Source organism: Nitrospirillum karajorum (assembly GCF_036348415.1).
GTDB lineage: Bacteria > Pseudomonadota > Alphaproteobacteria > Azospirillales > Azospirillaceae > Nitrospirillum > Nitrospirillum amazonense_B.
Map to the genome: position 1 here is coordinate 247,501 of NZ_JAZBQB010000002.1, position 22,747 is coordinate 270,247.

A 22,747-nucleotide genomic window follows, 5' to 3' on the forward strand; every position below is an offset into this window, starting at 1 on the left:
CACGGGCCTCCATCCGCCGCTCATTCATGCGGCGCGTGAACTCCTCGCAGAACACCGCGAAGAGGGCCGGGTCCATGAGGTGTTTCTGCAGCGCGGTCAGCACCCGGGTTTCCAAGGTGTCGCGGCGGATGTTGAGGCGGTTCTGGCAGGTTCCTTTGTTCCGGGCGGTGGAGCAGCCGACATGCGCCCCGGAGATCATGGAATAACCGCCGCCGCAGCATCCGCATTTGGTCAGCCCGGAAAATAGATATTTGCTGCGCTGCCGCTCATGAAACGCGTTGGCGTCACCGGTGTCGCGGTCGATGTTGAGAGCCGCCTGCCGCTCCTTCACCCGGTCCCACAGACGTTGGTCGATGATCCGCAGATTCGGAACATCTTGCACCACCCAATCCGCTTCGCTGTTCAGGCGGGAAACCCGCTTCCCGGTGTCGGGATCCTTGACATAGCGGAGGCGGTTCCAGAGCAGGCGTCCAATGTAGAGTTCATTGTTGAGGATGCCGGTGCCGCGCCGACGGTTGCCGTTGATGGTGCTGAAGCTCCATTCACCGCCGCCTGGTGCGGGGACGGCGGTTTCGTTCAACACGCTGGCGATACGCTTTGGCGACCGACCATCGGCATACGCCTGAAAAATCCGCCTGACGACGGCAGCCTCGGCCTCATTGATGGCGCGGTCGCCGCGGTTGGCTAAGCCGTCTGCAACTGGCTGCCGCACCACGTCATAGCCGTAGGCGTTGCCGCCGCCGGATTTACCGAGCTCAACGCGGCCGCGCAGCCCCCGGTGGGTCTTGTCGCCCAGGTCCTTGAGAAACAGGGCATTCATGGTGCCCTTGAGGCCGACATGCAGGGCGCCGACCTCGCCCTCGGCCAGGGTGACGATCTTGACGCCCGCGAATGCCATGCGCTTGAACAGGCCGGCGATATCCTCCTGGTCGCGGCTGAGGCGGTCCATCGCCTCGGCCAACACGATGGTGAACATCCCCCGTGTCGCGTCCTGGATCAGTTCCTGGATGCCGGGGCGCAGCAGTGATGCGCCGGACATGGCGCGGTCGGTATAGCTGTCGGTGATGGTCCATCCCTGCCGCTCCGCATGGAGGCGACAGAGCCGTAGCTGGTCTTCAATCGACGCGTCGCGCTGATTGTCGGAACTGTAGCGGGCGTAGAGCGCGACCTTGGTCATTCCGGCCTCTTGCTACCTGGGCTTCGCCTTCGGCTGCCGCGCCCCGTCAAAGTATTGATCGGCCGCCTGTCGCGCGAGGAGCCGAACCAACTCCACCAGTCGGGGATCCGGCGTGACAGCAGGCCGGAAGGTGAGCAGGTCGCCGATCTTACCCTTCTCGCTATCTGGACGCCCTATCGTGCCGGACTTTTCCATGGTGCCGCAACCCGCTCTCAAGAGGCATTACCGTCTGGATAGACATGAACCTGGGGCTGTCCGGTGGGATGGGAAACCCTATCACAGGCCGGATCGCGCACTGACCTGCCAACGGCGGCAAGGGCCTAAGCAATCGTGGCGCTGGCTTGAGGCAGGGGGCCTATGGCGGTCCAAGGCTGCTCCTGGTTCTCTGACCTTGGCATCTGGGGAGAGGGGCCCCTTCGCCCCCTCTCCCCCGCGAGTGCCGGGCGCCGACCGGCAGGGCCGCGGCCGCGCAGGCCCGGCGTCATCGTCATGATCACGGGGCCCGCGACGGTCCCGCCCGTCCTGGCAACCCGGCCGGGCACGCCGGCGCTCGCCCCCCTCTCCCCCGCGCGGTCGCCCGCCTCCGGGAAGCACGCGCGGGTGCTTCCCGGCGGGATTTTACCGATGGAGACGATCATGGGAGAGCTTTTGACCCTGCCTTTGTCCAAGCTCAGCGCTTCGGGCGCCAACATGCGCAAGACCGCCCGCGACAGCGGGTTGGAGGAACTGGCGGCCAGCATCGCCGCCCACGGCCTGCTGCAAAACCTCACCGTGCGGCCTGTCCTCGACGGCCAGGGGCAGGAGACGGGCCGCTATGAGGTGGTGGCCGGCGGGCGCCGGCTGGCGGCGCTCAAACTCCTGGCCCAGCGCAAGCGCCTGCCCAAGGCGGCCCCCATCCCCTGCGCCCTGCTGGGGACGGCCAACGCCCTGGAGGTCAGCCTGGCCGAGAACAGCTACGTTCCGCCCCACCCGGCCGACCAGTTCGAGGCCTTCCATCACTTGCATGCCGCCGAGGGCTTGCCGGCCCTGGAGATCGCGGCCCGTTTCGGCGTCAGTGAGCGGACAGTGAAGCAGCGCCTCAAGCTGGGCGCCGTGTCCCCCCGCTTGATGACGCATTACCGCGAGGGGTTGTTGACCCTGGAGCAGTTGACGGCCTTCGCCCTGACCGACGACCACGCCCGCCAGGAACAGGTTTGGGGCGACCTGACTTGGAACAAATCAGCCGACATCATCCGACGCCTGCTGACCCAGGCCCATGTCCCCGCCACCGACCGGCGCGTCCGTTTCGTCGGCATCGCCGCCTATGAGGCGGCGGGCGGCCCCGTGTTGCGCGATCTGTTCAGCGCTGACGACCAGGGCTTCTACCTGGAGGATGTGCCGCTGCTGGACCGGCTGGTGGCCGAGAAGCTGGAGGCCGAGGCGGTTGCCGTGCGCGCGGAGGGGTGGAAGTGGGTGGCCGTCCATCCGGAATTCGCCTATGGCCTGGCGGCCGGCCTGCGCCGCGTCTATCCCGCGCCTGCACCCCTCGACGCCGATGAACAGGCCGCCCTGGACGCGCTGGAGCGGGATTATGAGGCGCTGTCCAACCGTCTGGAGGGCGATGGGTCCCCTGAGGCGGATACCGCCTTTCAGGACCTGGAGGCCCGGATCGCCGCGCTGCGCGACCGCGATGCCTATGATCCCGATGACATCGCGCGCGGTGGCGCCTTTGTCTGCCTGGGGGCCGATGGCGCCCTTCGGGTGGAGCGCGGCTTTATCCGGCCGGAGGATGAAGCGCCGCCCGAGCCTGTCCCTGAGCCCGCCTCGCTGCCGGCTGCGCAGGCGGAACCAGAGGTGATCAGCGTAGCCGTTGAGGAGGAAACGGACGGCCTGACTCCGCTGTCCGAGCGCCTGGTGGAGGAATTGACCACCCATCGCACCGCTGGGCTCCAGGCGGCGCTGATGGATCGGCCCGACGTCGCCTTGGCCGCCTTGGTGCATGCCTTGGCGCTGCCCCTGTTCCATGGTGGCGGTTACCTGCCGCAAAGCTGCCTGCGGCTGGAGGCGGCCCCCGTGATCTTCATCAATCCGGTGGCGGACGGTTCCGCCGCCCGTGCCGTCGCCAGTCGCCATGACGACTGGGCCCGGCAATTGCCGTCCTCGCCGGATGAGCTTTGGGCCTGGGTGCTGGCGCAGGAAACCGCCGTCCTGGCCCGTCTGCTGGCGTTCTGCGTGGCCACCCTTGTCCATGGCGTGCAGGCGCCCTGGAGCCATGACCCGCGCCGTTTGGCCCATGCCGATGCCCTGGCCACCGTCCTGGACCTGGACATGACCCGGCATTGGTCCGCCACGGTCGACAGCTATCTGGGGCGGGCCACCAAGGCCCGTATCGTGGAAGCGGTGAGCGAGGGCGTATCGGCGCGCGACGCCGTGGCGATCAGCGGCTTGAAGAAGGGGGAGATGGCGGAGCAGGCGGAACGTCTGCTGGCCGGCAAGCCCTGGCTGCCCGCCCTGTTGCGCACGGTACGGCGCGAGCCGGCGTTGGATCAGGCGGCGGAGTAACGAGGTGTCAGGAAGGCGGGGCCGGGATGACCGGCTCCGCTGGCCTTACGCCGCCTTCTTGGCGGCGCGCTTCCTCTTGGCCGGTTCCGCAGCCGGGGCGGCCACCGTGTCGCGCTGGGCACGGGTGCCCAGGCCATTGGCCTTGGCCAAACCCGACCGGCGCTCGGCGTAGTTGGGCGCCACCATGGGATAATCCGAGGGCAGGCCCCACTTGGCGCGATATTCGTCCGGCGTCAGGTTGTAGGCCGTGCGCAGGTGGCGCTTCAGCATCTTCAACTTCTTGCCGTCTTCCAGGCAGACGATGTGGTCGGGCGTCACCGAGCGGCGCACCGGAACGGCGGGCGTCAATGGCTCTGGCGTGGCCGCCACCGCCGGCGGGTTTTCCAACGCCACCAGCTTGTCATAGGTGGCCTTCGCAGGGACGGCAGGTCCGCCACATCCACGCGGTTGTGGGAGACATAGGCGGCCACGATGTTGGTGGCCAGGTTCAGGGTCGAGTCGGACATTTGTATTCCATCGCCATTCGGGTTCGGCACGAGCAGAGGCACCATGCTGAAGTAAGTCCATAATCCTGCAAATCAAGGCGCAGGAATAGCCCCCATATAATTAAATGATATCCATACTCGGTATTGATGGCATCGGAACCAAGGGAGCGCCGGAAATGAGCGTTTCTGCGATGAAAATAAAATGGATTTGCTCAGTGCAGCCGATGATGCGGTGCCCGCTCCCCTCCGCGCCAAGGAATGGAATTCGACCGCTCCGCCTTTGGCGCCAGCATGAAGACACCCATCACGGAAATCGGCTTTTCCTGCCGGATATGAAGAACTGGCAGAGCCAACAGGCCCAAGACCTCTTGCCGGCTGGGGATTTCATCATAAGTGGCGACCGCCATCTTGCCGGCTTGATAGGCAGGGGCGCCGGGCAGGCTGGCGCTGATGTCAAAGCGGCTGGCCAGCAGGTTGCCGGCGCTCCAGCCGACATCATGCCAGCGGGGTGGGGTGACGTGCAGGTCCGCCACCACCAGAAAATCGCGGTAGGGGGCTTGGACGCGCTCTCGCACGGTTGACCAAGCGGGATAGCCGTCGTCCACGCGCGCCCGCATCCAGGAGACCAGCAGGTTGAAATGCCCGGCGTGACGGATTCCCCGCACCTGGGGCGCTTGAGCCAGCGCCAGGGCGAAAACCATTGGGTCGGTGTAATGGGACAGGGGCATCGTCCGTCTCCCATGCCGGCAGGGGTTTACCGAGAGGGATAGAGTGCAGAATATATTCTGCATTTTCAACCGTGAGATCGTGCCGCGCCACTGATGCCGACGTGAGTGATCGCACTCACCTGAGACGCGGTAAGGTTCCAATATTGATGTTTGGCAAACAGGTTTTAAGTCGTTCTATGGCTTGATCAGCAAATAAGCGTCGACATTAAGAGCAGTCGCGATTTGCTCCAATTTGTCGAGACTGATGGAGTTTCGCTTGCGCTCGATCAGGCTGATGTAAGTACGATCAACCTCTGACAGGCCGGCGAGTTCTTCCTGTGACAGGCCCTTGTCTTTTCTTAGACGCCGAAGGTTCTCGGCGAGGATGGTTCGCAGGTCGCTCATGGTTAGAACATGAACGGCTGTCGAATATGTTACCACGGAACATATTCTGAATCATGCTTTGCGTTAATAGCTGATCCTGGTGCCCTGAGGGAGGTAGGCATTCCCCTTTATTGATCGTTCCTGATCATTTTCCTTTAGGGCAGAGGGAACACCCTGACCGCTCCGGCTCGGTCCACCTCGAACAACTGCCCGGCGGCGGGTTCCCCGGCCTGAAGGCGGGCCTCCACCGCTTCCGCGAGGATGACAGTCAGCGCCACCTGCTGCTGGCGGCCCACGGCGTCCAGCAGAATGGCAAGCCCCGGATGGCCAGGGCTGGCCCGGCCCAGGCGGCGGAAGTCGTCGGCGTTGCTGGTAACCACGATGTGCTGGCGCTCCAGTGCCCAGGCCAGCACCGCGTCGTCCGGCGGGCCGCTCAAGCCCACCTCGTTCACATGTGCGGCGTCATATCCCAGGGTGTCCCGCAGATGGCGGGCGACCTGAGGCGACAGGTTCTCGTCGATCAGGAAGCGCGGGGCCACAGCTTGCCGCTCGGTCGGCCCCGCAAGGGGTTGGCCTTGGCATACAGGGCCGCCACCTCCAGGGTGTCCCGGTCCAGGGCCGGATAGTCTTCCAGGATGCTGTCGGCATCGTCCCCGGCCTCCAGCCGGCCCAGGATGGACTGGGCGGTGATGCGGGTCCCCTTGATCACCGGGGCGCCGCCCAGGATGGCGGGGTCCTTGACGATGATGTCCGCCGCCCGGTCATACAGCGCCAGGCGTCGGCGCGTGGCTTCCAAGGCCTTGGCGGTGTCGATGCGGACGACCTCGCCCAGCACCACGTCGCGCCGCTGGGGGTCTTCCCGCAACAGGTTGTAGACCGTCGCCGGGGACAGGCGGACCTCCGCCGGCAGGGCCTCCAGCAGGGCGAAGGCCAGCAGCGCCGTCTCATTGAGCTGCCGCCGGCCGGTTTTGCCCATGGCGCGGGCGGGGATGGCCTGGCGGGTGATCGCCCGCTGGATGGCGGCCAGCGGCGCGCCGGTGATGGCGGCGGTCTCTTGGGGGCTGTAGCTGGGCAGCGGCATAATTCGTGTCCTCGTGGACATCAATTTAGGCCTTGTGCCTGCCAGTGGCAAGGGACTTAGCCGAAGAGGGTAGGGAGACGGGGCAGCAGTGCCATCGTGGCACCTTGGCAAAGGTGGCGGAGGCCGCCAGCGTCTCCGGGAACACGGTGCCAGGGGCGCCCGTCACGGCCTCTCGTCAGGTGACCCTGGCCGAAGGGGACGCTCCGTCCCGCAACGGCTGGCGCGGCGTTTTATTCCCCGGCGCCGCTGGACGGCGCCTCCTCGCGCACCAATAAAACGCCGCGCCAGCCGTCCTTCGCTGTCGCTGCGGCCGCCAGGGCGGTGCGGGCGCTTCCCCCTCGTCCGGTCGGATCACCATCGAGGCCGCGACGGGCGGCCCCGGACCATCCCAGGAGACGACATCATGGCGACCATCGGCACCTTCACCAAGGACGAGAACGGTAACTACACGGGTTCCGTCCGCACCCTCTCCGTCAACGCCAAGGCCCGGATCACCGCCGAGGCCGACAAGGCCAAGGACAACGCTCCCGACTTCCGCGTCTACGCCGGCTCCGCCGAGATCGGCGCCGCCTGGAAGAAGACCGCCCAGGACACGGGCCGCCCCTACCTCTCCCTCAAGCTGGACGATCCCAGCTTCGCCCAGCCCATCTACGCCAGCCTGGTGGAGATGGATGACGGCAAGGCCTACAGCCTCATCTGGGCCCGCCGAAACGGCAACTGACCCCTGATCCCACCAGCGGCGCCCCGTCTACCCCGGCGGGGCGCCTTTCTTTTTGTCCGTAAAGCCGCTTCGCCTGAAACCCGGGTTTCAGGATCTGCGGAGAGCCGGAATTCCGGCTCAATTCGTTCAGCCCCGCGCCGCCAGGGCGGTCGCGGGGCCGTTGTTGGGAGGGCGGGCCCTGGGCCCTCCCTCCCCGCGAATGCCGCCTGGCGCCCGGCAGGGCTGCGGTGCCCTGGGCGGGCCGAGGCCCACCCGTTCCCCGCAAACCCGGCCGGGCCATGCCGCATTCGCCCCCACCCACCCGCGCGGTCACCCGCCTCCGGGAAGCAGCAGCCGCTGCTTCCCCTCGTCATCTTACCTGCAAGGAGACAGATCATGAGCCTGGTGACCCAAACCCTCGACGCCACTCCGGTGGCCGCCCCCTTCAAGGTGGACGTGACGCGCGGCCGGCGGGTTGGCCGCGTTTCTTCGGAATGGTTCTCGCGCCCGGCGGACGAGCGCTATCTCAGCTTGGCCGACCTCTATGACGCGGTGCGCGACCGGGCCGACCGGTCCCGCACCCGTACGGTGGAGAGCCGGCATATCCTGGTGGAGGCCCACCGCGATGACCCGAACAGCCTGGCCTTGCGCCTGCCAGGGGAAGGGGCGGCCCTGGCGCCGACGCACTGGAGTTTTGGCCAACTGGCCGGCCTGGTGGGCGCGCCCGCCGGCTATCTGCGACAACTGCCGGCCCCTTTGGCCGGTATCAACCTGCAATATGGCCTGACCCATCATCGGGCCGAACAGGTCAAGACTCTGGAAACGGACGACGGCCGGCTTGAACTGCGCGCGGTGACGGGGCCGGATTATGGCCGCATCCACGACCATGAACTGGTGGCCGCCGTGCGCGCCATTGCCGGCAACGGCACGGGTGACACCCGGTGGAAGGTACCGGGGACGCTGGACTGGTCCACCATGAGCCACAACCCCCACGTCGACATCAGCGCCGAGACCACCACGCTGTACGCCAGCGACCGCGACGTCTTTCTGTTCCTGGTGGACGACACCCATCCCATCGAGGCCGGGCGTTTGGCCGACGGGTCGCCGGACCTGTATTTCCGGGGCTTCTATTGCTGGAATTCGGAGGTGGGCAGCAAGTCGCTGGGCATCGCCTCTTTCTTCCTGCGGGGCGTCTGCCAGAACCGCAATCTTTGGGGCGTGGAGGGCTTGGAGGAAATCACCATCCGCCACAGCAAATACGCCGCTGGCCGCTTCGCCCACCAGGCGGCCCCAGCCCTGGAGCGCTTCGCCGCCAGCAGTCCCGCCGGCTTCATTGCCGGCATCAAGGCCGCCCGCGACACCATCGTCGCCACCAAGGATGAGGAGCGCACGGACTTCCTCAGCCGTCGTGCCGGCCTGGGCCGCCAGGATGCCGCTCGCGTCATCGAAACCGTCTTGCGGGAGGAGGGCAAGCCGCCGGAAAGCGTGTTCGACTTCATCCAAGGCATCACCGCCGTGGCCCGCGCCAAGGGCCACCAGGATGCTCGCTTGGACCTGGAGCAGAAGGCCAAGCGCTTGATGGACCGGGTGGCCGCATAGGGGGAGAACAGGGGGCCGGTGTAATGCCGGCCCCGCCCTTCCATAGGCTTGGATCCGTCGGGCTGGCGCAAAATTTGCGCGCCGGCGGGGCCGGCGCGGGATCAGGGCCCGTCGATACCCACGCTTTCGTCAAAGAATTCGACAGGCCGAACCTGCAGGGCCTCACAAACCGCCCACAGCGTGGTCAAGGTCACGTTCTGCTGACCACGTTCCATCAGGCTGACATGGGCCCGGTCCACGCCCATGCGCGCCGCCACGGCCTCCTGGCTGAGGCCGGCGCGATCTCGCAGGCGGCGCAGGTTCGCCCCAAAGAGCCGTCGGATGTCCATCCCCAGGATGGAGCAGGATCGCGTATTCTAATGCGACGTACTATAATACGCGGGCGTCGTGTCCTGACTTGTTCGTCCCCCGAACGCGCCTTCGCTGGGCGGGGGCACCCATGGCATACTCCCAGCGGAGAAGCAGGACCACCTGTCCCATCAAGCAAGGGGCCCCAATCCGTGACCCGATCCCCCGTCAACCCAGGGCCGGTGGCCGACCTGGCGCCGAGCGACACCACGATCACCGACTACGACCGTAAGCATTTTGCGACCTACCTGATGCTGCTGGACGCGGTACGGGATGGCAGGGCCATCGACGACATCATCCGGGAAGTCTTGCAAATCAATCCGCAAGGGGACCGGGCCAAAGCCTTGCGCGCCTACGACAGCCATCTGGCTCGGGCCAGATGGATGGCCGAGCATGGGCACGAGCAACTGCAAAAAAACCCGCGGGACCGCCGGGTGGAGTAAATCTGTGGAGCCGTTTTTACGGACCCACGGCTCTACGCCTTTGGGGGCAGGGGGAGCCCCTTCAGGTCAAACGTGCCCCAATTCGACCCCGTGGGACCTACATCCGTCGACCTAGACACGACGCTTTGGGCTGGGCATTGTTTGTTGGGGAAGGTGCCTTCACTGATCCGCGCTAACGATGCACGGAGAGGGCCATGCGGCCGTTTAAGCGAGAACGCCTCGACGCCGACTACCGCTATATCGAGGGCCTGGACGATGACGGGCTCGCCTGGGAATTCCTGCGCCGTTCGGCTGCCTACCAGGCGGACCACAAGGCTGAAAGGGCGGAGCCCGCGACCGTGATCCCGTTTGATCGCGGCGCACGCTGGGGGCTGCGAAGTCCTGGCCGACCCCGCCCTGACAGCCCGGGAAGCGTTCGTGTTCTGGTGCGCCGACGTTCTGGTTCGTCTGGTGCGGTTGACCCCGGCCCCCCTGGCCGCCGGGTGCTTGATCCACTTTGACCCGGATCGATGGGGTGGTCGCCAGGCTGCCTTGCTGACCCCCGATGGCTATCAGTTGATCGTCTCGCCCCGCCCGGGGTTGGCGCACCACCTGCTGCTGCCAGGCCCGGGCCCGCCCGCCGCCCGTGCCGCCTTGGCCCCCCAGCCTCTGTTTGACGCCTGGCATCCCCAGCGATTGGCCTCAACGCTGGCGTTCTGGCGCTATGCCCAGAACCCGCGCATCACCCGGGCGCCGCCCACGCCGGCTTCCAGGCCGACCGGTCGCACACTGGAATCCGCCTTCATGCTCTGGGCGCTGGACCTGGCGACCGCCGGGGCATCCGGCCGCGAGGTGGCGGCGGCATTGTGGGGAACGGCGCCCGCGGATTGGCCCGACAGTCCGGTGAGGGCCCAGGTGCGGCGACTGCTGGCGACGGGGCGCCGCTTGGTCAATGGCGACTATCGCGCCCTGTTAAGGCGCTGACGGCGCCGCAGTCAGCTTGCACCGCAAAGCACAGCCAGATGCTGAGCAAGGTCAGCTCGATGTAGTGGCCATTACCCACCAGTGGGGAGGGGCTTTCGTTATGGCCTCTCAACTGCATAGAACAGGCACATGTACAATATGGTCAAGGCGATGGCCATCCACAGCAAAATGTTCAGGAAAGGGCGCCGATAACCAAAGGACTTGCCCGGCATGTCGGCGTGCAATAACAGGCCCCACGCGCCTATCGAGGCGATGATCAACCCGAGAACGGTGTACTCATACCGTTTGTCGGCTTGACTAAAAAAGGCCAGAAACCAGCCGGCCACTGTCAACCAGCGTCCATACCGGGCGACCCAACTGCGGAAAGCCAAGATGCTCATCGCAGCAGCCTTCGATTGTACTCCGCGAGATAACGAGGCCATAGCCGGTTAGAACGCGCCGCAGCCCAGGTGTTGCCAGGCAACAAGCGGGATGCCAGCCCAGTCGCAAAACCGCTCACGGCCGATCTTGTGGTGGTGACGCCAAAAGTAGGTCCGCTGCTGGCTGCCGCTTTTGCAGCGGCCGTCCCAAGGACGGTTCTGCTCAAGGCTGCGACGCCTGCAGCCTCGGGGATTAGAGCGGTGGCCGCCATTCCTACACCGACACTGATAAAGAAGGTGCCGATGTCCTGGCCCAAGGCGGTATAGAAGTTCGGCGGCTTGTAAATGCCTTGGACGTCGCCGATTTTGCCGCTGAACTCCTTGGTGGCGTAGTAATCGAACTCGCGGTCAGTGAGTGAGAACGGGTATTCATCCGGATTCTCCGTCACCTGGAACTTGGTCATGATCATCCAGGAATAGAACGGCCCCCAACCGGGGGTGTGCCGCAAGGTGTCCAGTTCCTTCTCGAATGCGAAACGGAAGTTGTCGCTCATGCGGATGAGGCAGAGGCCCGCCACCAGCGCGCGGGCCTTCTGCGGATCGGGCGTCTGGTTGAGCATGCCAAAATCACAGCAGGCCTCGCTCAAGAGCAAGGCCATGGCATCGTCCCGGAGCCAGCGGTGGCTCATGGTCAGGGTTTCCGCCATCTTCGCGCTCCTCGGCTGAACCGACTGGCGGGACCGGTGTCCCGCGTAATCAAATACGCGCCACCCGTGTATCGGCAAGCTGGCCATGCGGGCCTCTGCCGAAGGCATGATGCGCTTGGCCGGCGTCTTCCCCTTACGGGCAGGTCGTCCCGCGCCGATGCCGGGGTGGACGTTTTCCGCACCCCCCGATCTTCGTCCATCCCCAAGGGGGTGGCGGCCCGCCGATGCTTGCCGGCGATGCGGCCCCGTTCCCGGTGGGCCGCCTGGCCATGCCGGGGTGCGCCCATGCTCGATCCTTATCCATCCTTGCCGCCGCGCTATCTGCGCACGCCCGAGGCCGCCCGGCTTCTGGGGCTGTCCGGCCGCACCTTGGAGAAGCACCGCACCTTCGGCACCGGGCCGGTCTATCGCAAGATCGGTGGTCGCGTGATCTACGCCGTCGAAGACCTGCAGCGCTGGGCCGACCAGGGGCGGCGGACCTCCACCACCGACGTCACCCCCACCACCGTCCGGCCGCCGCGTCGAGCCTCGTCGTTGGGAAGGCGGTGACCCATGCGCGCCTTTCCCGCCATTCATGCTGGGGCCCCGGTGCGCGATGCCATCGACCTGATGGTCTGGCCCTGCTTTTCCTTGTCCAAGCGGCCCCGGCATCGGCCGCTGTCGCACCGGCGGGCGGGGGCCCATCTGCGGGTATCGACCCCGGCCGCTGGGCCGGGCCTCGCCACCCTCTGGGATGCCGACCTGCTGATCTGGGCGGTTTCGCAACTGGCCGAGGGGCGCGATCAGGGGCTGGAACCAGCGCCGCTTTTACGCGCACCCGCGTTTCAGGTTTTACGCTTTCTCGGGCGCGGCACCGGCCGGGCGCAATACGCCGCCCTGGCCCAGGCGCTGGAGCGGTTGGCGGCCAGCGCGGTGGAGACCACGCTGGGCGTCCCCACGGCCGAGGGGCACCGCTTCCATTGGATCGAGCGCTGGACCACTGATGGCGACGGCTTGATCATTCTGCTGCCGGAATGGCTGTGGACGGCGGTTGTCATCCGCCGGCGGGTGCTGCGGATCGACCGCGCCTATCTGCGGCTGACCGGCGGGGTGGAGCGTTGGCTGTGGCGCCTGCTACGCCGGCATGCAGGGTTATCCACCGGCTGGACCATCACCCTGGCCGACCTCCAGGCCCGGTCCGGCAGCCTGGCCCGCCCGGTCGATTTCATCGCGGACCTGCGGGGCATCGCGCGCCGGGGCGTATTGGCGGGCTATGCCCTGACCCTGGTGCGGCATCAGGGGCGGGAGGCCCTGCACGCCGCCCGATCCACCGAGCCCGTCCACAGTGCCGTTGTGGTGCCTGGGGATAAGCCGGGAGTTTCATCCACAGACGGGGAGGGTGGGCTGTGAATCCTCTCGGTGGATCAGGCGTGCCGCCACGGTGGATCAGGCGTGATTCGACGGTGGATCAGGCGTGGGGGTGGTCAGCAAGCCATTGGTACCAATCACAAATTCGCGCTGGCCGAATCCCTGACTCTATGACTCTTAATAGACTCTTGGTTGTTGTTGAGGGTAGAGCCCTACATCCGCGCCCGCGCGCGAGGCGGCCATGATCGTCGCCGTGCTGACGCAGAAGGGCGGGGCGGGCAAGACCACCTTGGCCCTGCACCTGGCCGGGGAGTGGGCGCGGTCCGGCGCGTCCGTGCTGCTGGTCGACGCCGATCCCCAGGCCTCCGCCCAGGATTGGGCGGAACAGCGGGCACGGGCGGGGCGCCGCCGGCTGTTCGGCATGGTGGGTCTGGCGCGGGAGACCCTACACCGCGAGGTACCGGATCTGGCCCGGGGCGTCACCCACGTCGTCATCGACGGGCCGCCACGCACCACCGCCCTGGTGCGCTCCGCCCTGCTGGCGGCGGAGCGGGTGCTGGTGCCGGTGCAGCCGTCCGGCTTCGACGTCTGGGCCAGCCAGGCCATGCTGGACCTGGTGGCCGAGGCCCGTGTCTACCGGCCGGAGTTGAAGGCCCACTTCGTCGTCAACCGCCGCGTGGTCCGCACCCGCATCGCCCGGGAGGTCCAGCGCGCGATCGCCAGCCTGGGCGTGCCGGCGCTGGAGGCCAGCCTGGCCCAACGGGTGATCTACGCCGAGGCGGCCGGGTCGGGCCTGCTGGCCCGGGAGATCGACCGGGCGTCGCCGGCGGTGCGCGAGGTGGCAGCGCTGGCCGCCGAGGTGCTGCGGGGGCGGCCATGACCAGGCGGCCCGTCCCCGTCCTCGGTGCCCGTCCGCGCGACGATGCCCAGCGCTGGGTCGACGGCGAGGGCCGAGGCCGCGCCGCGCCCAAGGCCGAGGCCTACAGCGCCCGCCTGACCATCGACGTCACGCCGGCCTTGCGCGGCCGCATCAAGGTCGCTGCCTTTCACCAGGGTATCACCGTGGCCGACCTGCTGCGGGCGATGCTGGAGGAGCGCTTCGGCACCGGGGCGGGGCCGTCATGACCGCGCCGGTTTCCCAGACCAGCCCCCTGACCAGCGTCGAGTTGGTGTTCCACCGCGATTGGATCGAGCGCTGGCTGCGCTTCGGCCATCCGGTGGCGGACCAGGTGCTGGACCGGCGGCGACGCCTGCTGTTCTTCGCCCCTGGCGCCGTGTTCGGCTATGTGCGGTGGGAGGGCAACGCCCACGGCACCGTCCTCTCCCGCATCGACATCCTGCGGGCCTGCGCGGCGGGGGAGGGGCGCGTCACCGTGCCCGGCATCACCCCCGGCGGCGACAGCCTGCTGCGTCTATCGGGCTGGCCCCGGGTGAAGCGCACGCTGGAACTGATCGACATGCTGGAGGCGGACGGCTTCGACCCGGCGGCGGTGGCGCCGGACTATTGGCGCCATGCCCACAACCGCCTGGCCTGCGGGCAGGCCCCCCGGCGCTACGGCCGGGATCAGCATGCCGCCTGGTGCCGGCGCCGGGGGGTGGGGTCATGACGCGCCGGACCTTCCCCTTGCTGGCGGGCCTGGCCGCCATGCTGCTGTTGGTCCTGGCCATACCAGGCCGCCGGCCTGCGCTGGTGTGGAACGCCACCGCCAGCGTCCCCCTTGGCCTCTACCGCGTCCGCCCCATGAGCGATGGCGGCCCGGTCCCCGGCACCCTGCTGCTAGTGCGGCCCGATGCCGTACAGGCGCGTCTCTACGCGGATCGCGGTTACCTGCCCCTGGGCGTGCCCCTGCTGAAGCCGGTGGCGGCGGTGGCGGGGCAGCATGTCTGCGGCCGTGCCGGCCGGGTGCTGGTGGACGGACGTCCCCTGGCGCGGGCGCTGGCGACCGATGGCCAGGGCCGGCCCCTGACCGCCTGGTGCGGCTGCCGGCGGCTGTTGCCCGGCGAGGTGTTGCTGCTGAACCCCGACCGTGCCGACGCGCTGGACGGCCGGTATTTTGGCCCGACGCCGCTCACCGCCGTCCTGGGCCAGGCGATCCCGGTTTGGATGGGGCGGGACCCGTGACGCCGCCTGTCCTCCCCCATCCTGTTGTTCGGCCCCGGGGCGACATCCTGTCGTCCCGACCGCCCTCCGGTCCGCCGCCGCGCGCAGCCAGGGTCAAGGTCAAGCGTCGCTTGGCCTTGACGCGGGCGAGCCCGGTGGCTGAAGGCCGCGCTCCGCTCGTCCCATTGTCGCTGTTGCACTGGAGACCGTCATGCCCGTCCTGACCCTGGCCGCCGCCTGCGGCCTCGCCACCGCCAGCCCGCTGTTCGCCCCGCTACAGCCATCGCCGCCCTGCGTGACGACGACCGCACGTCGGCCGGTTGGGATCGCGCCGGAGATCGCCCCCGAGATCATCAAGGCGGCCGCGCGTGTCCACCTGCCACCGTCCTTGCTGACCGCTGTGGTGGCGGTGGAAAGCGCGGGCGACCCCGCCGCCACCTCACCGGCCGGGGCCATGGGGCTGGCACAGCTGATGCCCGGGACCTGGGCCGCCTTGCGGGCCCGCCTGCACTTGGGCACCAGCGCCTATCAGGTGCGCGACAACCTGCTGGCGGGTGCAGCGTTCCTGTCGGAGTTGCGGAAGCGCTTCGGGCCCGTGGACGCCTTGGCCGCCTACCATGCCGGGCCCGCCCGTGTGCTGACTTACCACCGCACCGGCCAGCCCCTTCCGGCGGCGACCCAGCGCTATGTCGCCCAGGTGCTGGGACGATGGACCCAGACCCCGAGGGACCTGTCGAAGCCGGACCAGGGGCTGTTCGTCGCGCTGAGCCACGCCGGGAGCATGCCGTGACGGGGCGGCGTGACAGCGGGGGCCGGGCGCTTAAGGGCGGCGAGGGGCAGGGGATCGACGCCAGAGAGCCCGATGGACGACGGACGGCAAGATTAAAGGCGGTGCCGTGGGGTGGGTTTTACGGGCTGTCAGGGGCGGATTGCCTTGCGTCGGGACGGTGCCAGGGTTGGGGCGCCGTGCTGCCTGTCCGCGCTGAGGCGCTGTTTTCCTGGGTTCCCCTGGCACGGGGACATCATGCCGCGCCGTGGTGACCGCGACGCCGACGCATTCCTGCGCCCGCGCCTGGGCCGCTTCCGGGCGGAGCGGCAGCCACGCCTGTTCAAGGCCAAGGTGCTGGTGGCGCGCGACCAGGCGGGCATGGTTTCCACCCGCACCAAGCGTGGGATGGCCGGCCGGGGCGCCGGCATGGCCTGGAAACTCAGCCGTGGCCTGCTGGCCCATCGGGGGCGCCGCGTGGTGGTCAAGGCCCGCATCGTCCGCCGTGGCCGGCGAGGGGCGCCGCTGGGGACCCACCTGGCCTATCTGCGCCGGGAGGGCGTGACCAAGGACGGTCAGCCGGCGCGGATGTTCAGCGCGGACACCAACGATGCCGACGTGCGGGCGTTCGTCAACCGGACGGCGGACGACCGCCACTACTTCCGCTTCATTGTCAGCCCGGAGGATGCGGCCGACCTCACCGACCTGCGGGCCTACACCCGCGACCTGGCGCGGACCATGGAGCGCGACCTGGGCACCCGGCTGGACTGGGTGGCCGTCGACCACTGGAACACCGACAACCCCCACGTCCATCTGATCGTGCGCGGCATGGACGAGGCCGGCCGCGACCTGGTCATCCACCGGAACTACATCACCCAGGGCCTGCGGGCACGGGCCCAGGAGCTGGCCACCCTGGAACTGGGGCCGCGGTCGGAATGGGAGATCCAGACCAAGCTGGCGCGGGAGGTGGAGGCCGAGCGCTGGACGCCGTTGGACCGCACCCTGGCCCGAATGGCGACCACCGTTCCCAACGGCGTCATCGACATGCGGTCAGCGTCGGGCTGGGGCGATGGGACCGGGGTACAGGGCTTGCTCATCGGCCGGCTGCAGCGATTGCAAACCCTGGGGTTGGCGTCGACTGACGGGGAAGGGCGCTGGCGTATTGCCGAGGACGCGGAGCCTACGCTGAAGGCGATGGGGCGCCGCGGCGACATCATCCGGACCATGAACCAGACGCTGGGTCGCGCCGCCGCTGACGTCACCATCCATGACGACCAGGGACCGGTGCGGGCGATCCAGGGGCGCATCCTGGCCAAGGGCCTGGATGACGAACTGACCGGGCGGGCGTTCCTGGCGCTGGAGGACGGGCAGGGGCGGTTCCATTACGTCCGTCTCCGTCCGGCGTTCGATATCGACGGTATGCGTCTTGGCGATGTCGTTCGTGTTGTTGTCGGGCGCGGCGGGGCAGGCATCAGCATTCAGGCCGTGCATACGAGAGCAGCCCAATAGGCGCAGCATTGTGCTAGGGTTGAGCTTCCAGGATAGCTATAACTAGGTAAAAGTGTAATGCGGCCAAAGCTTGACGCCATCACGCTATCGCTGATGCAGGCAACAAATGCAGCGGTTGAGAAGTTAAAGCCAGCTGTAATTCCGATCTACCGCCGTGATTGTGAGGGAAGAATCTTCTCTCACGGAAGCGCCGTATTGTTGCGTATTGACGGCAGGACATTTCTTTGTACAGCGCTCCATGTGATTGATGATCCATTCGAAGAGGGGGATACCTTGTTGTTGGACAGCGAGGAGGGCGCTTTTCCTCTGGATAGCAATTTTCTTGTGTCTCGGGAATATGATGTAGCGATAGGCCCTCTCAATGAGGAAGCGTGCCGGAAGCTCTCATATGCCACAGCGCTGATGCCGGAAGACGTCGCTATACCGACCAAGGAAGACAGAGTGACGGGGCGGTTCACATTTGCCGAGGTCTCGGGATACCCCGCCTCCCGAAACAGATCACGCCCGCGCGGTATAAAGATAAAGCGCTCAAACTTCTCGTTCGGTGCAAATATAGAGCAAATTGATGAAGCTGAAATAAGAATTTCTTTCAATAGACGAAAGAAAAATGACGTTAGAACGGGGAACAGCGTGACCTCGCCGGAGCCATACGGAATGAGCGGTGGTGCAATCTTCGGACTGCGGCTGGCGAAAGGAGAAAATCCAGAACCAAAACTCATCGGCATCTCTGTCGCGCACGATGTCAAAAAATCACAAGTCATTGGTACAAATATTGGACTAGTAATGGAGATTATAAGAGGTGGATGGATCGGCACCTTGCCGAGCCATCTCAGTACGTCTATCTACAATGCCGAGATGGTCGGTGGCTGATTTCGATCAAGCTTACGACCTGGTAAATGCAACAGAGCGTGCTTGAATCAATTGAGGACGGCGGGCACGCATCACTCCGTGCGCTCAAGGTTCCATGCCGGTCGGCCCGTCCACGGCGTCCCGAAGGCAGCAGCGCCAGCAGATGCTGAAACCGCTGTTCAGTCATCTCAATCGTTCCATGCCCCAACCGACCGATCTCGCACGCCTTTGAGAGCTTGGCCCATAAATCGGAGGCGCTGCTCTGAACGGTATCATAGCACCGCTCGGCACAGGCTTTGCCCTCCTAACCAGCTCAAGAAGCGCCAAGTCGAGGACAAGGGACGAATTATTGGCCAGGCTCTAAATGAGGACCAATTCAACGGCGGCTACGGCTGGCCTTTACGTAGAACCTGCCAGTCCGCTCCCAGCCCCAAGTCGAATATTAATAAATATAAAATGCAATCGAAAAACGATCCTGAATACGTGGTTATTACCCTCAATGATGCGCGCGCTTTCGCATATTCGCAAATCACCGATTATAGGTAATTATACGATATCATACGACACCAAGAATTTGCTGTTGCGCTAACCTGAATCCGGTCTTCTTTATCTATCCCGCCTCTCACAAGCGGGACAGGATCGATGACCGGCGGGCGCATCCTTTGGGGTCAGATTGCGGCGGCACTGGTGTTGGTGCTGGCCGGCGTCTGGCTCGCCACCCAGTGGGTGGCCTGGCGCTTGGGCCATGCCCCCGCCTTGGGCCGGCCGTGGTTCTTCCTGGGCACCCACCCCGTCTATCGCCCTGATCTGTTCTTCCTCTGGTGGCTGCGCTTCGACGCCTACGCCCCGCGCGTCTTCCTGGTTGGCGCCTGCATCGCCAGTGCCGGCGGTGTCGGCGCCCTGCTGGTGGCAGTGGTCGGCTCCACCCTGCGCGCCCGTGCCGCCGGTGCGGTGGCCACCTACGGGTCGGCCCGCTGGGCGGCGACCGAGGAGGTACGCGGTGCCGGCTTGCTGGCCGATGCCGGGGTGATGCTGGGGCGGATGGGGCGGCGCTATCTGCGCCATGATGGGCCGGAGCACGTCCTGGTGTTCGCGCCCACCCGCAGCGGCAAGGGCGTCGGCCTGGTGGTGCCCACCCTGCTGACCTGGACCGAGAGCGTCCTGGTCCATGACCTCAAGGGAGAGAACTGGACGGTCACCGCCGGCTGGCGCGCGCTGTTCTCCCACTGCCTGCTGTTCGACCCCACCAATCCCCAGTCCGCCGCCTACAACCCGCTGCTGGAGGTGCGGCTGGGGGCGTGCGAGGTCCGCGACGTCCAGAACGTGGCGGACATCCTGGTCGATCCGGATGGGGCGCTGGAGCGGCGGAACCATTGGGAGAGGACCAGCCACGCCCTGCTGGTCGGCACCATCCTGCACGTCCTCTATGCCGAGGCGGATAAGACGCTGGCCGGCGTGGCGGCCTTCCTCTCCGACCCCGCCCGGCCCATCGACCGCACCCTGCGCGTCATGATGCGGACCAAGCATCTGGGTGACCGGGTGCATCCGGTTGTGGCCCAGGCGGCGCGGGAGCTGCTGAACAAGTCGGAGAACGAGCGCAGCGGCGTGCTGTCCACCGCCATGTCCTTCCTGGGCCTCTACCGCGACCCGGTGGTGGCCAAGGTGACGGGGCGGTGCGACTGGCGCATCACCGACCTGATGGAGGGCGCGCGGCCGGTGTCGCTCTACCTGGTGGTACCCCCCTCCGACATCAGCCGCACCAAGCCGCTGATCCGCCTGGTGCTGAACCAGATCGGGCGCCGGCTGACGGAGCGGCTGGACAATCCCGCCCGGCGCCGGCGCCTGCTGATGATGCTGGACGAGTTCCCCGCGCTTGGCCGGCTGGATTTCTTCGAGACCGCGCTGGCCTTCCAGGCGGGCTACGGCATCCGCGCCTTCCTGATCGCCCAGTCGCTGAACCAGATCCAGAAGGCCTACGGCGAGCACGACGCCATCCTGGACAACTGCCACATCCGGGTGTGCTTCGCCACCAATGACGAGCGCACGGCCCGGCGCATCTCCGACGCCCTGGGCACGGCCACCGAGCAGCGGGCCATGAACAACTACGCCGGCCACCGGCTGGCGCCCTGGCTCAGCCACCTGATGGTGAGCCGGCAAGAGACGGCCCGTCCGCTGCTGACGCCGGGCGAGGTCATGCAGCTGCCGGCCACCGATGAGCTGGTCATGGTGGCGGGCACGCCGCCCATCCGGGCGCGCAAGCTGCGCTATTACGAGGAGCCGCAACTGCGCGACCGCGTCCTGCCGGCCCCGACCCTCAACGACGCTTTCTATCCCGACCGCCCCCCGGGCCGGCCCGACGATTGGTCGGGCCGGGCGGCCCTGTGCGAGCCCACCGGGCCCGGCGGCGCGGGAGGTGCCGAGGACGAGGAGGGCGGCATCCGGCAGGAGCCGGACCTGGCCGGCCCCGACCAGGCCGCTCCGCCCCTGGACCCCACCGATGAGTTTTCCGTGGCCGACGACGGGCCCGATGACGAGGGGCCACGCCAGCGGGTGATGGCCAGGCTGCCCATTGCCCGGGCGGCGGCGCTGGACCCCGATGACGGCATGGGGCTGTGACCATGAAGAGCCGCCTCAACTGCTACTTCGATCCCAAGCTGGCCGACCAGCTGACCGAGCTGGCCCTGCGCCAGGGTGTGCATCGGTCCCAGCTGGTGGAGGCGGCGGTGGCCTCCTTCCTGTCGCCCGACGCGCTGGACCGGCGCGAAGCCGCCTACGCCCGCCGGCTGGACCGCCTGTCGCGGCAGTTGGAGCGGGTGGAGCGCGATCTCACCATCGCCATCGAGGCCCAGGCGCTGTTCGTGCGCTTCTGGCTGTCGGTGACGATGCCTATCCCGGCGGAGCATCAGGCCGCCGCCAAGGCCCAGGGCACCCAACGCTACCAGAACTACATCGCCACCCTGGGCCGCCGGCTGCAGCGTGGCGAGAGCCTGGTCCAGGAGATCAGCGTCGAGATCTGGCCGGAGCGCCACCAAGCCGCCAGCCCGGATAGGGCGGACGCCGAACCGGCGCCAGACGACGAACCGGCGGAGGCGGCCCATGTCTGACGGTCCCACCCTCGTGGCCGCCCGCACGGCCCGTATGCTGCGCAGCGCCCTGGGGCCGCTGCTTGCCGACCTGCTGCGGGCGCCGGACATCGTGGAGATCCTGCTGAACCCCGATGGCCGGCTGTGGGTCGACCATCTGTCCGCCGGCCTGGCCGACACGGGCCATCGCCTGTCCGCCGCCGATGGGGAGCGCATCATCCGCCTGGTCGCCTCCTGCGCCGGGGAGGAGGTGCATGGCGGCCGTCCCTCCATCTCCGCCGAACTGCCCGTGGATGCCGACGGCCAGGGCGGGGAGCGGTTCGAGGGCCTGTTGCCGCCCGTGGTCACCGGCCCCACCTTCGCCATCCGCAAGCCTGTGGCCATGGGCCTGGGCCTGGACGATTACGTCGCCGCCCGGGTCATGACCGCCAGGCAGGCCGCCACTCTGCGCGCCGCGGTGGCCGAGCGCTGGAACATCCTCATCGCCGGTGGCACCGGTACGGGCAAGACCACGCTGGCCAACGCCCTGCTGCGGGAGCTGGCCCAGACGGGCGACCGCATCATTCTGATCGAGGACCGGCGGGATCTGCGCTGCGACGTGCCCAACGTGGTGCCCTTGCGCACCCGCCCGGGTGTCATGGGCATGGGGGACCTGGTGCGGGCCAGCCTGGCCCTGCGTCCCGACCGCATTCCCGTGGGCGAGGTGCGCGGGCGCGAGGCCCTGGACCTGCTGAAGGCCTGGGGCACCGGCCATCCCGGCGGCATCGCCACCCTGCACGCCGGCTCCGCCCCCGGCGCCCTGCGCCGGCTGGAGCAACTGGTGCAGGAGGCGGTGGTGACGGTGCCCCGGCCGCTCATCGCCGAGACCATCGACCTCATCGCCGTCCTGGCCGGCCGGGGCCCGCAACGACGCCTGGCCGGGCTGTGGCGTGTCGCCGGCCTCAAGGGCGATGACGGCTATGCCTTGGAACCCCTGGGCGCCGGCCCCCTGGCGCTACCTACGCCCCTTCAACCTGGAGACCCGTCATGAAGCGTTTTCCCCTGCGCTGGTCCGTGGCCATCGCGGTGCTCCTGCCCCAGGCGGCCCTGGCCGCCGGCACCAGCATGCCCTGGGAGCAGCCGCTGCAGCAGATCCTGGACTCCGTTCAGGGCCCGGTCGCCAAGATCATCGCCGTGCTGATCATCATCGGCACCGGCCTGGCGCTGGCGTTCGGCGAGACCTCCGGCGGCATGCGCCGGCTGATCCAGGTGGTGTTCGGCCTGTCCATCGCCTTCGCCGCCGCCAGCTTCTTCCTGACCTTCTTCAGCTTCTCCGGCGGGGCGCTGGTGTCATGACCGGCGACCTTCCCGGCTGGCTGGTGCCGCTGCACCGCTCCTTGACCGAGCCCATCCTGCTGGGCGGCATCCCGCGCGGCCTGGCCATCGCACTGGGCACGCTGGCCGCCGCCATCGGGCTGGGCTTGCAACTGTGGCTGGCGGGGGTGGCGGTCTATGTCCTGGGCCATGGCGTGGCCCTGTTCCTGACCCGCCAGGATCCGCAGTTCCTACCGCTGTTCGCCCGCCACCTGCGGGTCGCCCGCGTTTTGCTGGATGTCTGA

At 67.5% G+C, this 22,747-nt stretch carries 27 protein-coding genes and 2 pseudogenes (1 of these 29 cut by a window edge); 20 read left to right on the forward strand and 9 right to left on the reverse strand.

Features of this window, described 5'->3' with window-relative positions:
* Nucleotides 1–1,177, reverse strand: partial view of a recombinase family protein gene (locus tag UCD39_RS08870; RefSeq protein ID WP_330496531.1) — the 5' portion only. It extends 506 nt beyond the left edge of the window; the window shows 1,177 of its 1,683 coding nt (coding positions 1–1,177); it begins with the start codon at nucleotides 1,175–1,177; the stop codon falls past the left edge of the window.
* A gap of 636 nt (nucleotides 1,178–1,813) precedes the next feature.
* On the opposite strand from UCD39_RS08870, the gene UCD39_RS08875 reads away from it, so the two are divergent.
* Entirely contained in the window at nucleotides 1,814–3,718 is a 1,905-nt protein-coding gene (locus tag UCD39_RS08875; RefSeq protein WP_330495677.1) for a ParB/RepB/Spo0J family partition protein, read from the forward strand.
* A gap of 45 nt (nucleotides 3,719–3,763) precedes the next feature.
* Here UCD39_RS08875 and UCD39_RS08880 read toward each other — a convergent pair.
* The 5 genes and pseudogenes from UCD39_RS08880 to UCD39_RS08900 all read right to left on the reverse strand — a co-directional run bounded on the left by UCD39_RS08880 (nucleotide 3,764) and on the right by UCD39_RS08900 (nucleotide 6,375).
* Nucleotides 3,764–4,224: pseudogene (locus tag UCD39_RS08880) on the reverse strand (Ros/MucR family transcriptional regulator).
* 191 nt (nucleotides 4,225–4,415) lie between these two features.
* On the reverse strand, nucleotides 4,416–4,931 hold the full coding sequence (locus UCD39_RS08885) for a hypothetical protein (protein WP_330495678.1): 516 nt from the start codon (nucleotides 4,929–4,931) through the stop codon (nucleotides 4,416–4,418).
* 174 nt (nucleotides 4,932–5,105) lie between these two features.
* A complete protein-coding gene (locus UCD39_RS08890; RefSeq protein ID WP_330495679.1) occupies nucleotides 5,106–5,315 on the reverse strand; it encodes a helix-turn-helix domain-containing protein in 210 nt (69 codons plus the stop codon).
* A 134-nt stretch (nucleotides 5,316–5,449) separates the two neighbouring features.
* On the reverse strand, nucleotides 5,450–5,833 hold the full coding sequence (locus UCD39_RS08895; RefSeq protein ID WP_330495680.1) for a DUF5615 family PIN-like protein: 384 nt from the start codon (nucleotides 5,831–5,833) through the stop codon (nucleotides 5,450–5,452).
* Entirely contained in the window at nucleotides 5,815–6,375 is a 561-nt protein-coding gene (locus UCD39_RS08900; protein WP_330495681.1) for a DUF433 domain-containing protein, read from the reverse strand. The genes UCD39_RS08895 and UCD39_RS08900 overlap by 19 nt, the downstream gene beginning before the upstream one ends.
* Nucleotides 6,376–6,778: 403 nt before the next feature.
* Between UCD39_RS08900 and UCD39_RS08905 the strand changes: the two genes are divergently transcribed.
* Both UCD39_RS08905 and UCD39_RS08910 read left to right on the forward strand, forming a co-directional pair.
* Nucleotides 6,779–7,096, forward strand: a complete 318-nt coding sequence (locus UCD39_RS08905; protein ID WP_330495682.1) for a DUF736 domain-containing protein — start codon at nucleotides 6,779–6,781, stop codon at nucleotides 7,094–7,096.
* A 375-nt stretch (nucleotides 7,097–7,471) separates the two neighbouring features.
* Nucleotides 7,472–8,674: a DUF932 domain-containing protein gene (locus UCD39_RS08910; protein ID WP_330495683.1), complete on the forward strand. Its 1,203-nt coding sequence runs from the start codon at nucleotides 7,472–7,474 to the stop codon at nucleotides 8,672–8,674.
* 101 nt (nucleotides 8,675–8,775) lie between these two features.
* Here UCD39_RS08910 and UCD39_RS08915 read toward each other — a convergent pair whose 3' ends face one another.
* A complete protein-coding gene (locus tag UCD39_RS08915) occupies nucleotides 8,776–9,003 on the reverse strand; it encodes a helix-turn-helix domain-containing protein (protein ID WP_330495684.1) in 228 nt (75 codons plus the stop codon).
* A 171-nt stretch (nucleotides 9,004–9,174) separates the two neighbouring features.
* On the opposite strand from UCD39_RS08915, the gene UCD39_RS08920 reads away from it, so the two are divergent.
* From UCD39_RS08920 to UCD39_RS08925, 3 genes and pseudogenes are all read left to right on the forward strand, one after another.
* Complete coding sequence (locus tag UCD39_RS08920) at nucleotides 9,175–9,465, forward strand: hypothetical protein (protein ID WP_330495685.1); 291 nt, start codon at nucleotides 9,175–9,177, stop codon at nucleotides 9,463–9,465.
* 194 nt (nucleotides 9,466–9,659) lie between these two features.
* Nucleotides 9,660–9,782 (forward strand): annotated as a pseudogene (locus UCD39_RS28480) (transcriptional regulator domain-containing protein); the annotation flags it as partial.
* A 31-nt stretch (nucleotides 9,783–9,813) separates the two neighbouring features.
* Nucleotides 9,814–10,428: a DUF2285 domain-containing protein gene (locus tag UCD39_RS08925; RefSeq protein WP_330495686.1), complete on the forward strand. Its 615-nt coding sequence runs from the start codon at nucleotides 9,814–9,816 to the stop codon at nucleotides 10,426–10,428.
* 98 nt (nucleotides 10,429–10,526) lie between these two features.
* On the opposite strand, the gene UCD39_RS08930 is transcribed toward UCD39_RS08925, so the two are convergent.
* Together UCD39_RS08930 and UCD39_RS08935 are read right to left on the reverse strand one after the other, a co-directional pair.
* Entirely contained in the window at nucleotides 10,527–10,808 is a 282-nt protein-coding gene (locus tag UCD39_RS08930; RefSeq protein WP_330495687.1) for a hypothetical protein, read from the reverse strand.
* Nucleotides 10,805–11,494: a hypothetical protein gene (locus tag UCD39_RS08935; protein WP_330495688.1), complete on the reverse strand. Its 690-nt coding sequence runs from the start codon at nucleotides 11,492–11,494 to the stop codon at nucleotides 10,805–10,807. The genes UCD39_RS08930 and UCD39_RS08935 overlap by 4 nt, the downstream gene beginning before the upstream one ends.
* A 285-nt stretch (nucleotides 11,495–11,779) precedes the next feature.
* Here UCD39_RS08935 and UCD39_RS08940 point away from each other — a divergent pair, with 285 nt between their 5' ends.
* The 14 genes from UCD39_RS08940 (at nucleotide 11,780) to UCD39_RS09005 (ending at nucleotide 22,747) form a co-directional block, all read left to right on the forward strand.
* Nucleotides 11,780–12,043, forward strand: a complete 264-nt coding sequence (locus tag UCD39_RS08940) for a helix-turn-helix transcriptional regulator (protein WP_330495689.1) — start codon at nucleotides 11,780–11,782, stop codon at nucleotides 12,041–12,043.
* 3 nt (nucleotides 12,044–12,046) lie between these two features.
* Complete coding sequence (locus tag UCD39_RS08945; RefSeq protein WP_330495690.1) at nucleotides 12,047–12,883, forward strand: replication initiator protein A; 837 nt, start codon at nucleotides 12,047–12,049, stop codon at nucleotides 12,881–12,883.
* A gap of 199 nt (nucleotides 12,884–13,082) precedes the next feature.
* Nucleotides 13,083–13,721, forward strand: a complete 639-nt coding sequence (gene parA / locus UCD39_RS08950) for a ParA family partition ATPase (protein ID WP_145748664.1) — start codon at nucleotides 13,083–13,085, stop codon at nucleotides 13,719–13,721.
* Nucleotides 13,718–13,966 (forward strand): hypothetical protein, encoded by a 249-nt coding sequence (locus UCD39_RS08955; protein ID WP_330495691.1) that lies wholly within the window; start codon nucleotides 13,718–13,720, stop codon nucleotides 13,964–13,966. The genes parA and UCD39_RS08955 overlap by 4 nt, the downstream gene beginning before the upstream one ends.
* Complete coding sequence (locus UCD39_RS08960) at nucleotides 13,963–14,448, forward strand: DUF2840 domain-containing protein (protein ID WP_330495692.1); 486 nt, start codon at nucleotides 13,963–13,965, stop codon at nucleotides 14,446–14,448. Before UCD39_RS08955 ends, UCD39_RS08960 begins: the two co-directional genes overlap by 4 nt.
* Complete coding sequence (locus UCD39_RS08965) at nucleotides 14,445–14,963, forward strand: S26 family signal peptidase (protein WP_330495693.1); 519 nt, start codon at nucleotides 14,445–14,447, stop codon at nucleotides 14,961–14,963. The genes UCD39_RS08960 and UCD39_RS08965 overlap by 4 nt, the downstream gene beginning before the upstream one ends.
* Nucleotides 14,964–15,153: 190 nt before the next feature.
* Nucleotides 15,154–15,732 carry a lytic transglycosylase domain-containing protein gene (locus UCD39_RS08970; protein WP_330495694.1) on the forward strand — a complete coding sequence of 193 codons (579 nt, stop codon included), beginning with the start codon at nucleotides 15,154–15,156 and terminating at the stop codon, nucleotides 15,730–15,732.
* Nucleotides 15,733–15,966: 234 nt separating this feature from the next.
* On the forward strand, nucleotides 15,967–17,217 hold the full coding sequence (locus UCD39_RS08975; RefSeq protein ID WP_330495695.1) for a DUF3363 domain-containing protein: 1,251 nt from the start codon (nucleotides 15,967–15,969) through the stop codon (nucleotides 17,215–17,217).
* A 57-nt stretch (nucleotides 17,218–17,274) separates the two neighbouring features.
* Nucleotides 17,275–18,087: a hypothetical protein gene (locus UCD39_RS08980; protein WP_330495696.1), complete on the forward strand. Its 813-nt coding sequence runs from the start codon at nucleotides 17,275–17,277 to the stop codon at nucleotides 18,085–18,087.
* A gap of 621 nt (nucleotides 18,088–18,708) precedes the next feature.
* Nucleotides 18,709–20,682 carry a conjugal transfer protein TraG gene (locus UCD39_RS08985; protein WP_330495697.1) on the forward strand — a complete coding sequence of 658 codons (1,974 nt, stop codon included), beginning with the start codon at nucleotides 18,709–18,711 and terminating at the stop codon, nucleotides 20,680–20,682.
* A gap of 2 nt (nucleotides 20,683–20,684) precedes the next feature.
* Nucleotides 20,685–21,170 (forward strand): conjugal transfer protein TraG, encoded by a 486-nt coding sequence (locus tag UCD39_RS08990; protein ID WP_330495698.1) that lies wholly within the window; start codon nucleotides 20,685–20,687, stop codon nucleotides 21,168–21,170.
* Nucleotides 21,163–22,179: a P-type conjugative transfer ATPase TrbB gene (trbB, locus tag UCD39_RS08995; protein ID WP_330495699.1), complete on the forward strand. Its 1,017-nt coding sequence runs from the start codon at nucleotides 21,163–21,165 to the stop codon at nucleotides 22,177–22,179. The genes UCD39_RS08990 and trbB overlap by 8 nt, the downstream gene beginning before the upstream one ends.
* A complete protein-coding gene (locus tag UCD39_RS09000; protein ID WP_145736291.1) occupies nucleotides 22,176–22,484 on the forward strand; it encodes a TrbC/VirB2 family type IV secretion system protein in 309 nt (102 codons plus the stop codon). Before trbB ends, UCD39_RS09000 begins: the two co-directional genes overlap by 4 nt.
* Complete coding sequence (locus tag UCD39_RS09005; RefSeq protein WP_330495700.1) at nucleotides 22,481–22,747, forward strand: VirB3 family type IV secretion system protein; 267 nt, start codon at nucleotides 22,481–22,483, stop codon at nucleotides 22,745–22,747. The genes UCD39_RS09000 and UCD39_RS09005 overlap by 4 nt, the downstream gene beginning before the upstream one ends.

Excerpts from the sequence above, each read along its gene's own strand:
- UCD39_RS08875 (WP_330495677.1), top strand. The coding sequence starts at position 1,814 with ATGGGAGAGCTTTTGACCCTGCCTTTGTCCAAGCTCAGCGCTTCGGGC.
- UCD39_RS08885 (WP_330495678.1), bottom strand. The coding sequence starts at position 4,931 with ATGCCCCTGTCCCATTACACCGACCCAATGGTTTTCGCCCTGGCGCTG.
- UCD39_RS08890 (WP_330495679.1), bottom strand. The coding sequence starts at position 5,315 with ATGAGCGACCTGCGAACCATCCTCGCCGAGAACCTTCGGCGTCTAAGA.
- UCD39_RS08900 (WP_330495681.1), bottom strand. The coding sequence starts at position 6,375 with ATGCCGCTGCCCAGCTACAGCCCCCAAGAGACCGCCGCCATCACCGGC.
- UCD39_RS08905 (WP_330495682.1), top strand. The coding sequence starts at position 6,779 with ATGGCGACCATCGGCACCTTCACCAAGGACGAGAACGGTAACTACACG.
- UCD39_RS08910 (WP_330495683.1), top strand. The coding sequence starts at position 7,472 with ATGAGCCTGGTGACCCAAACCCTCGACGCCACTCCGGTGGCCGCCCCC.
- UCD39_RS08915 (WP_330495684.1), bottom strand. The coding sequence starts at position 9,003 with ATGGACATCCGACGGCTCTTTGGGGCGAACCTGCGCCGCCTGCGAGAT.
- UCD39_RS08930 (WP_330495687.1), bottom strand. The coding sequence starts at position 10,808 with ATGAGCATCTTGGCTTTCCGCAGTTGGGTCGCCCGGTATGGACGCTGG.
- UCD39_RS08935 (WP_330495688.1), bottom strand. The coding sequence starts at position 11,494 with ATGGCGGAAACCCTGACCATGAGCCACCGCTGGCTCCGGGACGATGCC.
- UCD39_RS08940 (WP_330495689.1), top strand. The coding sequence starts at position 11,780 with ATGCTCGATCCTTATCCATCCTTGCCGCCGCGCTATCTGCGCACGCCC.
- UCD39_RS08945 (WP_330495690.1), top strand. The coding sequence starts at position 12,047 with ATGCGCGCCTTTCCCGCCATTCATGCTGGGGCCCCGGTGCGCGATGCC.
- parA (WP_145748664.1), top strand. The coding sequence starts at position 13,083 with ATGATCGTCGCCGTGCTGACGCAGAAGGGCGGGGCGGGCAAGACCACC.
- UCD39_RS08955 (WP_330495691.1), top strand. The coding sequence starts at position 13,718 with ATGACCAGGCGGCCCGTCCCCGTCCTCGGTGCCCGTCCGCGCGACGAT.
- UCD39_RS08960 (WP_330495692.1), top strand. The coding sequence starts at position 13,963 with ATGACCGCGCCGGTTTCCCAGACCAGCCCCCTGACCAGCGTCGAGTTG.
- UCD39_RS08965 (WP_330495693.1), top strand. The coding sequence starts at position 14,445 with ATGACGCGCCGGACCTTCCCCTTGCTGGCGGGCCTGGCCGCCATGCTG.
- UCD39_RS08970 (WP_330495694.1), top strand. The coding sequence starts at position 15,154 with ATGCCCGTCCTGACCCTGGCCGCCGCCTGCGGCCTCGCCACCGCCAGC.
- UCD39_RS08975 (WP_330495695.1), top strand. The coding sequence starts at position 15,967 with ATGCCGCGCCGTGGTGACCGCGACGCCGACGCATTCCTGCGCCCGCGC.
- UCD39_RS08980 (WP_330495696.1), top strand. The coding sequence starts at position 17,275 with ATGCGGCCAAAGCTTGACGCCATCACGCTATCGCTGATGCAGGCAACA.
- UCD39_RS08985 (WP_330495697.1), top strand. The coding sequence starts at position 18,709 with ATGACCGGCGGGCGCATCCTTTGGGGTCAGATTGCGGCGGCACTGGTG.
- UCD39_RS08990 (WP_330495698.1), top strand. The coding sequence starts at position 20,685 with ATGAAGAGCCGCCTCAACTGCTACTTCGATCCCAAGCTGGCCGACCAG.
- trbB (WP_330495699.1), top strand. The coding sequence starts at position 21,163 with ATGTCTGACGGTCCCACCCTCGTGGCCGCCCGCACGGCCCGTATGCTG.
- UCD39_RS09000 (WP_145736291.1), top strand. The coding sequence starts at position 22,176 with ATGAAGCGTTTTCCCCTGCGCTGGTCCGTGGCCATCGCGGTGCTCCTG.
- UCD39_RS09005 (WP_330495700.1), top strand. The coding sequence starts at position 22,481 with ATGACCGGCGACCTTCCCGGCTGGCTGGTGCCGCTGCACCGCTCCTTG.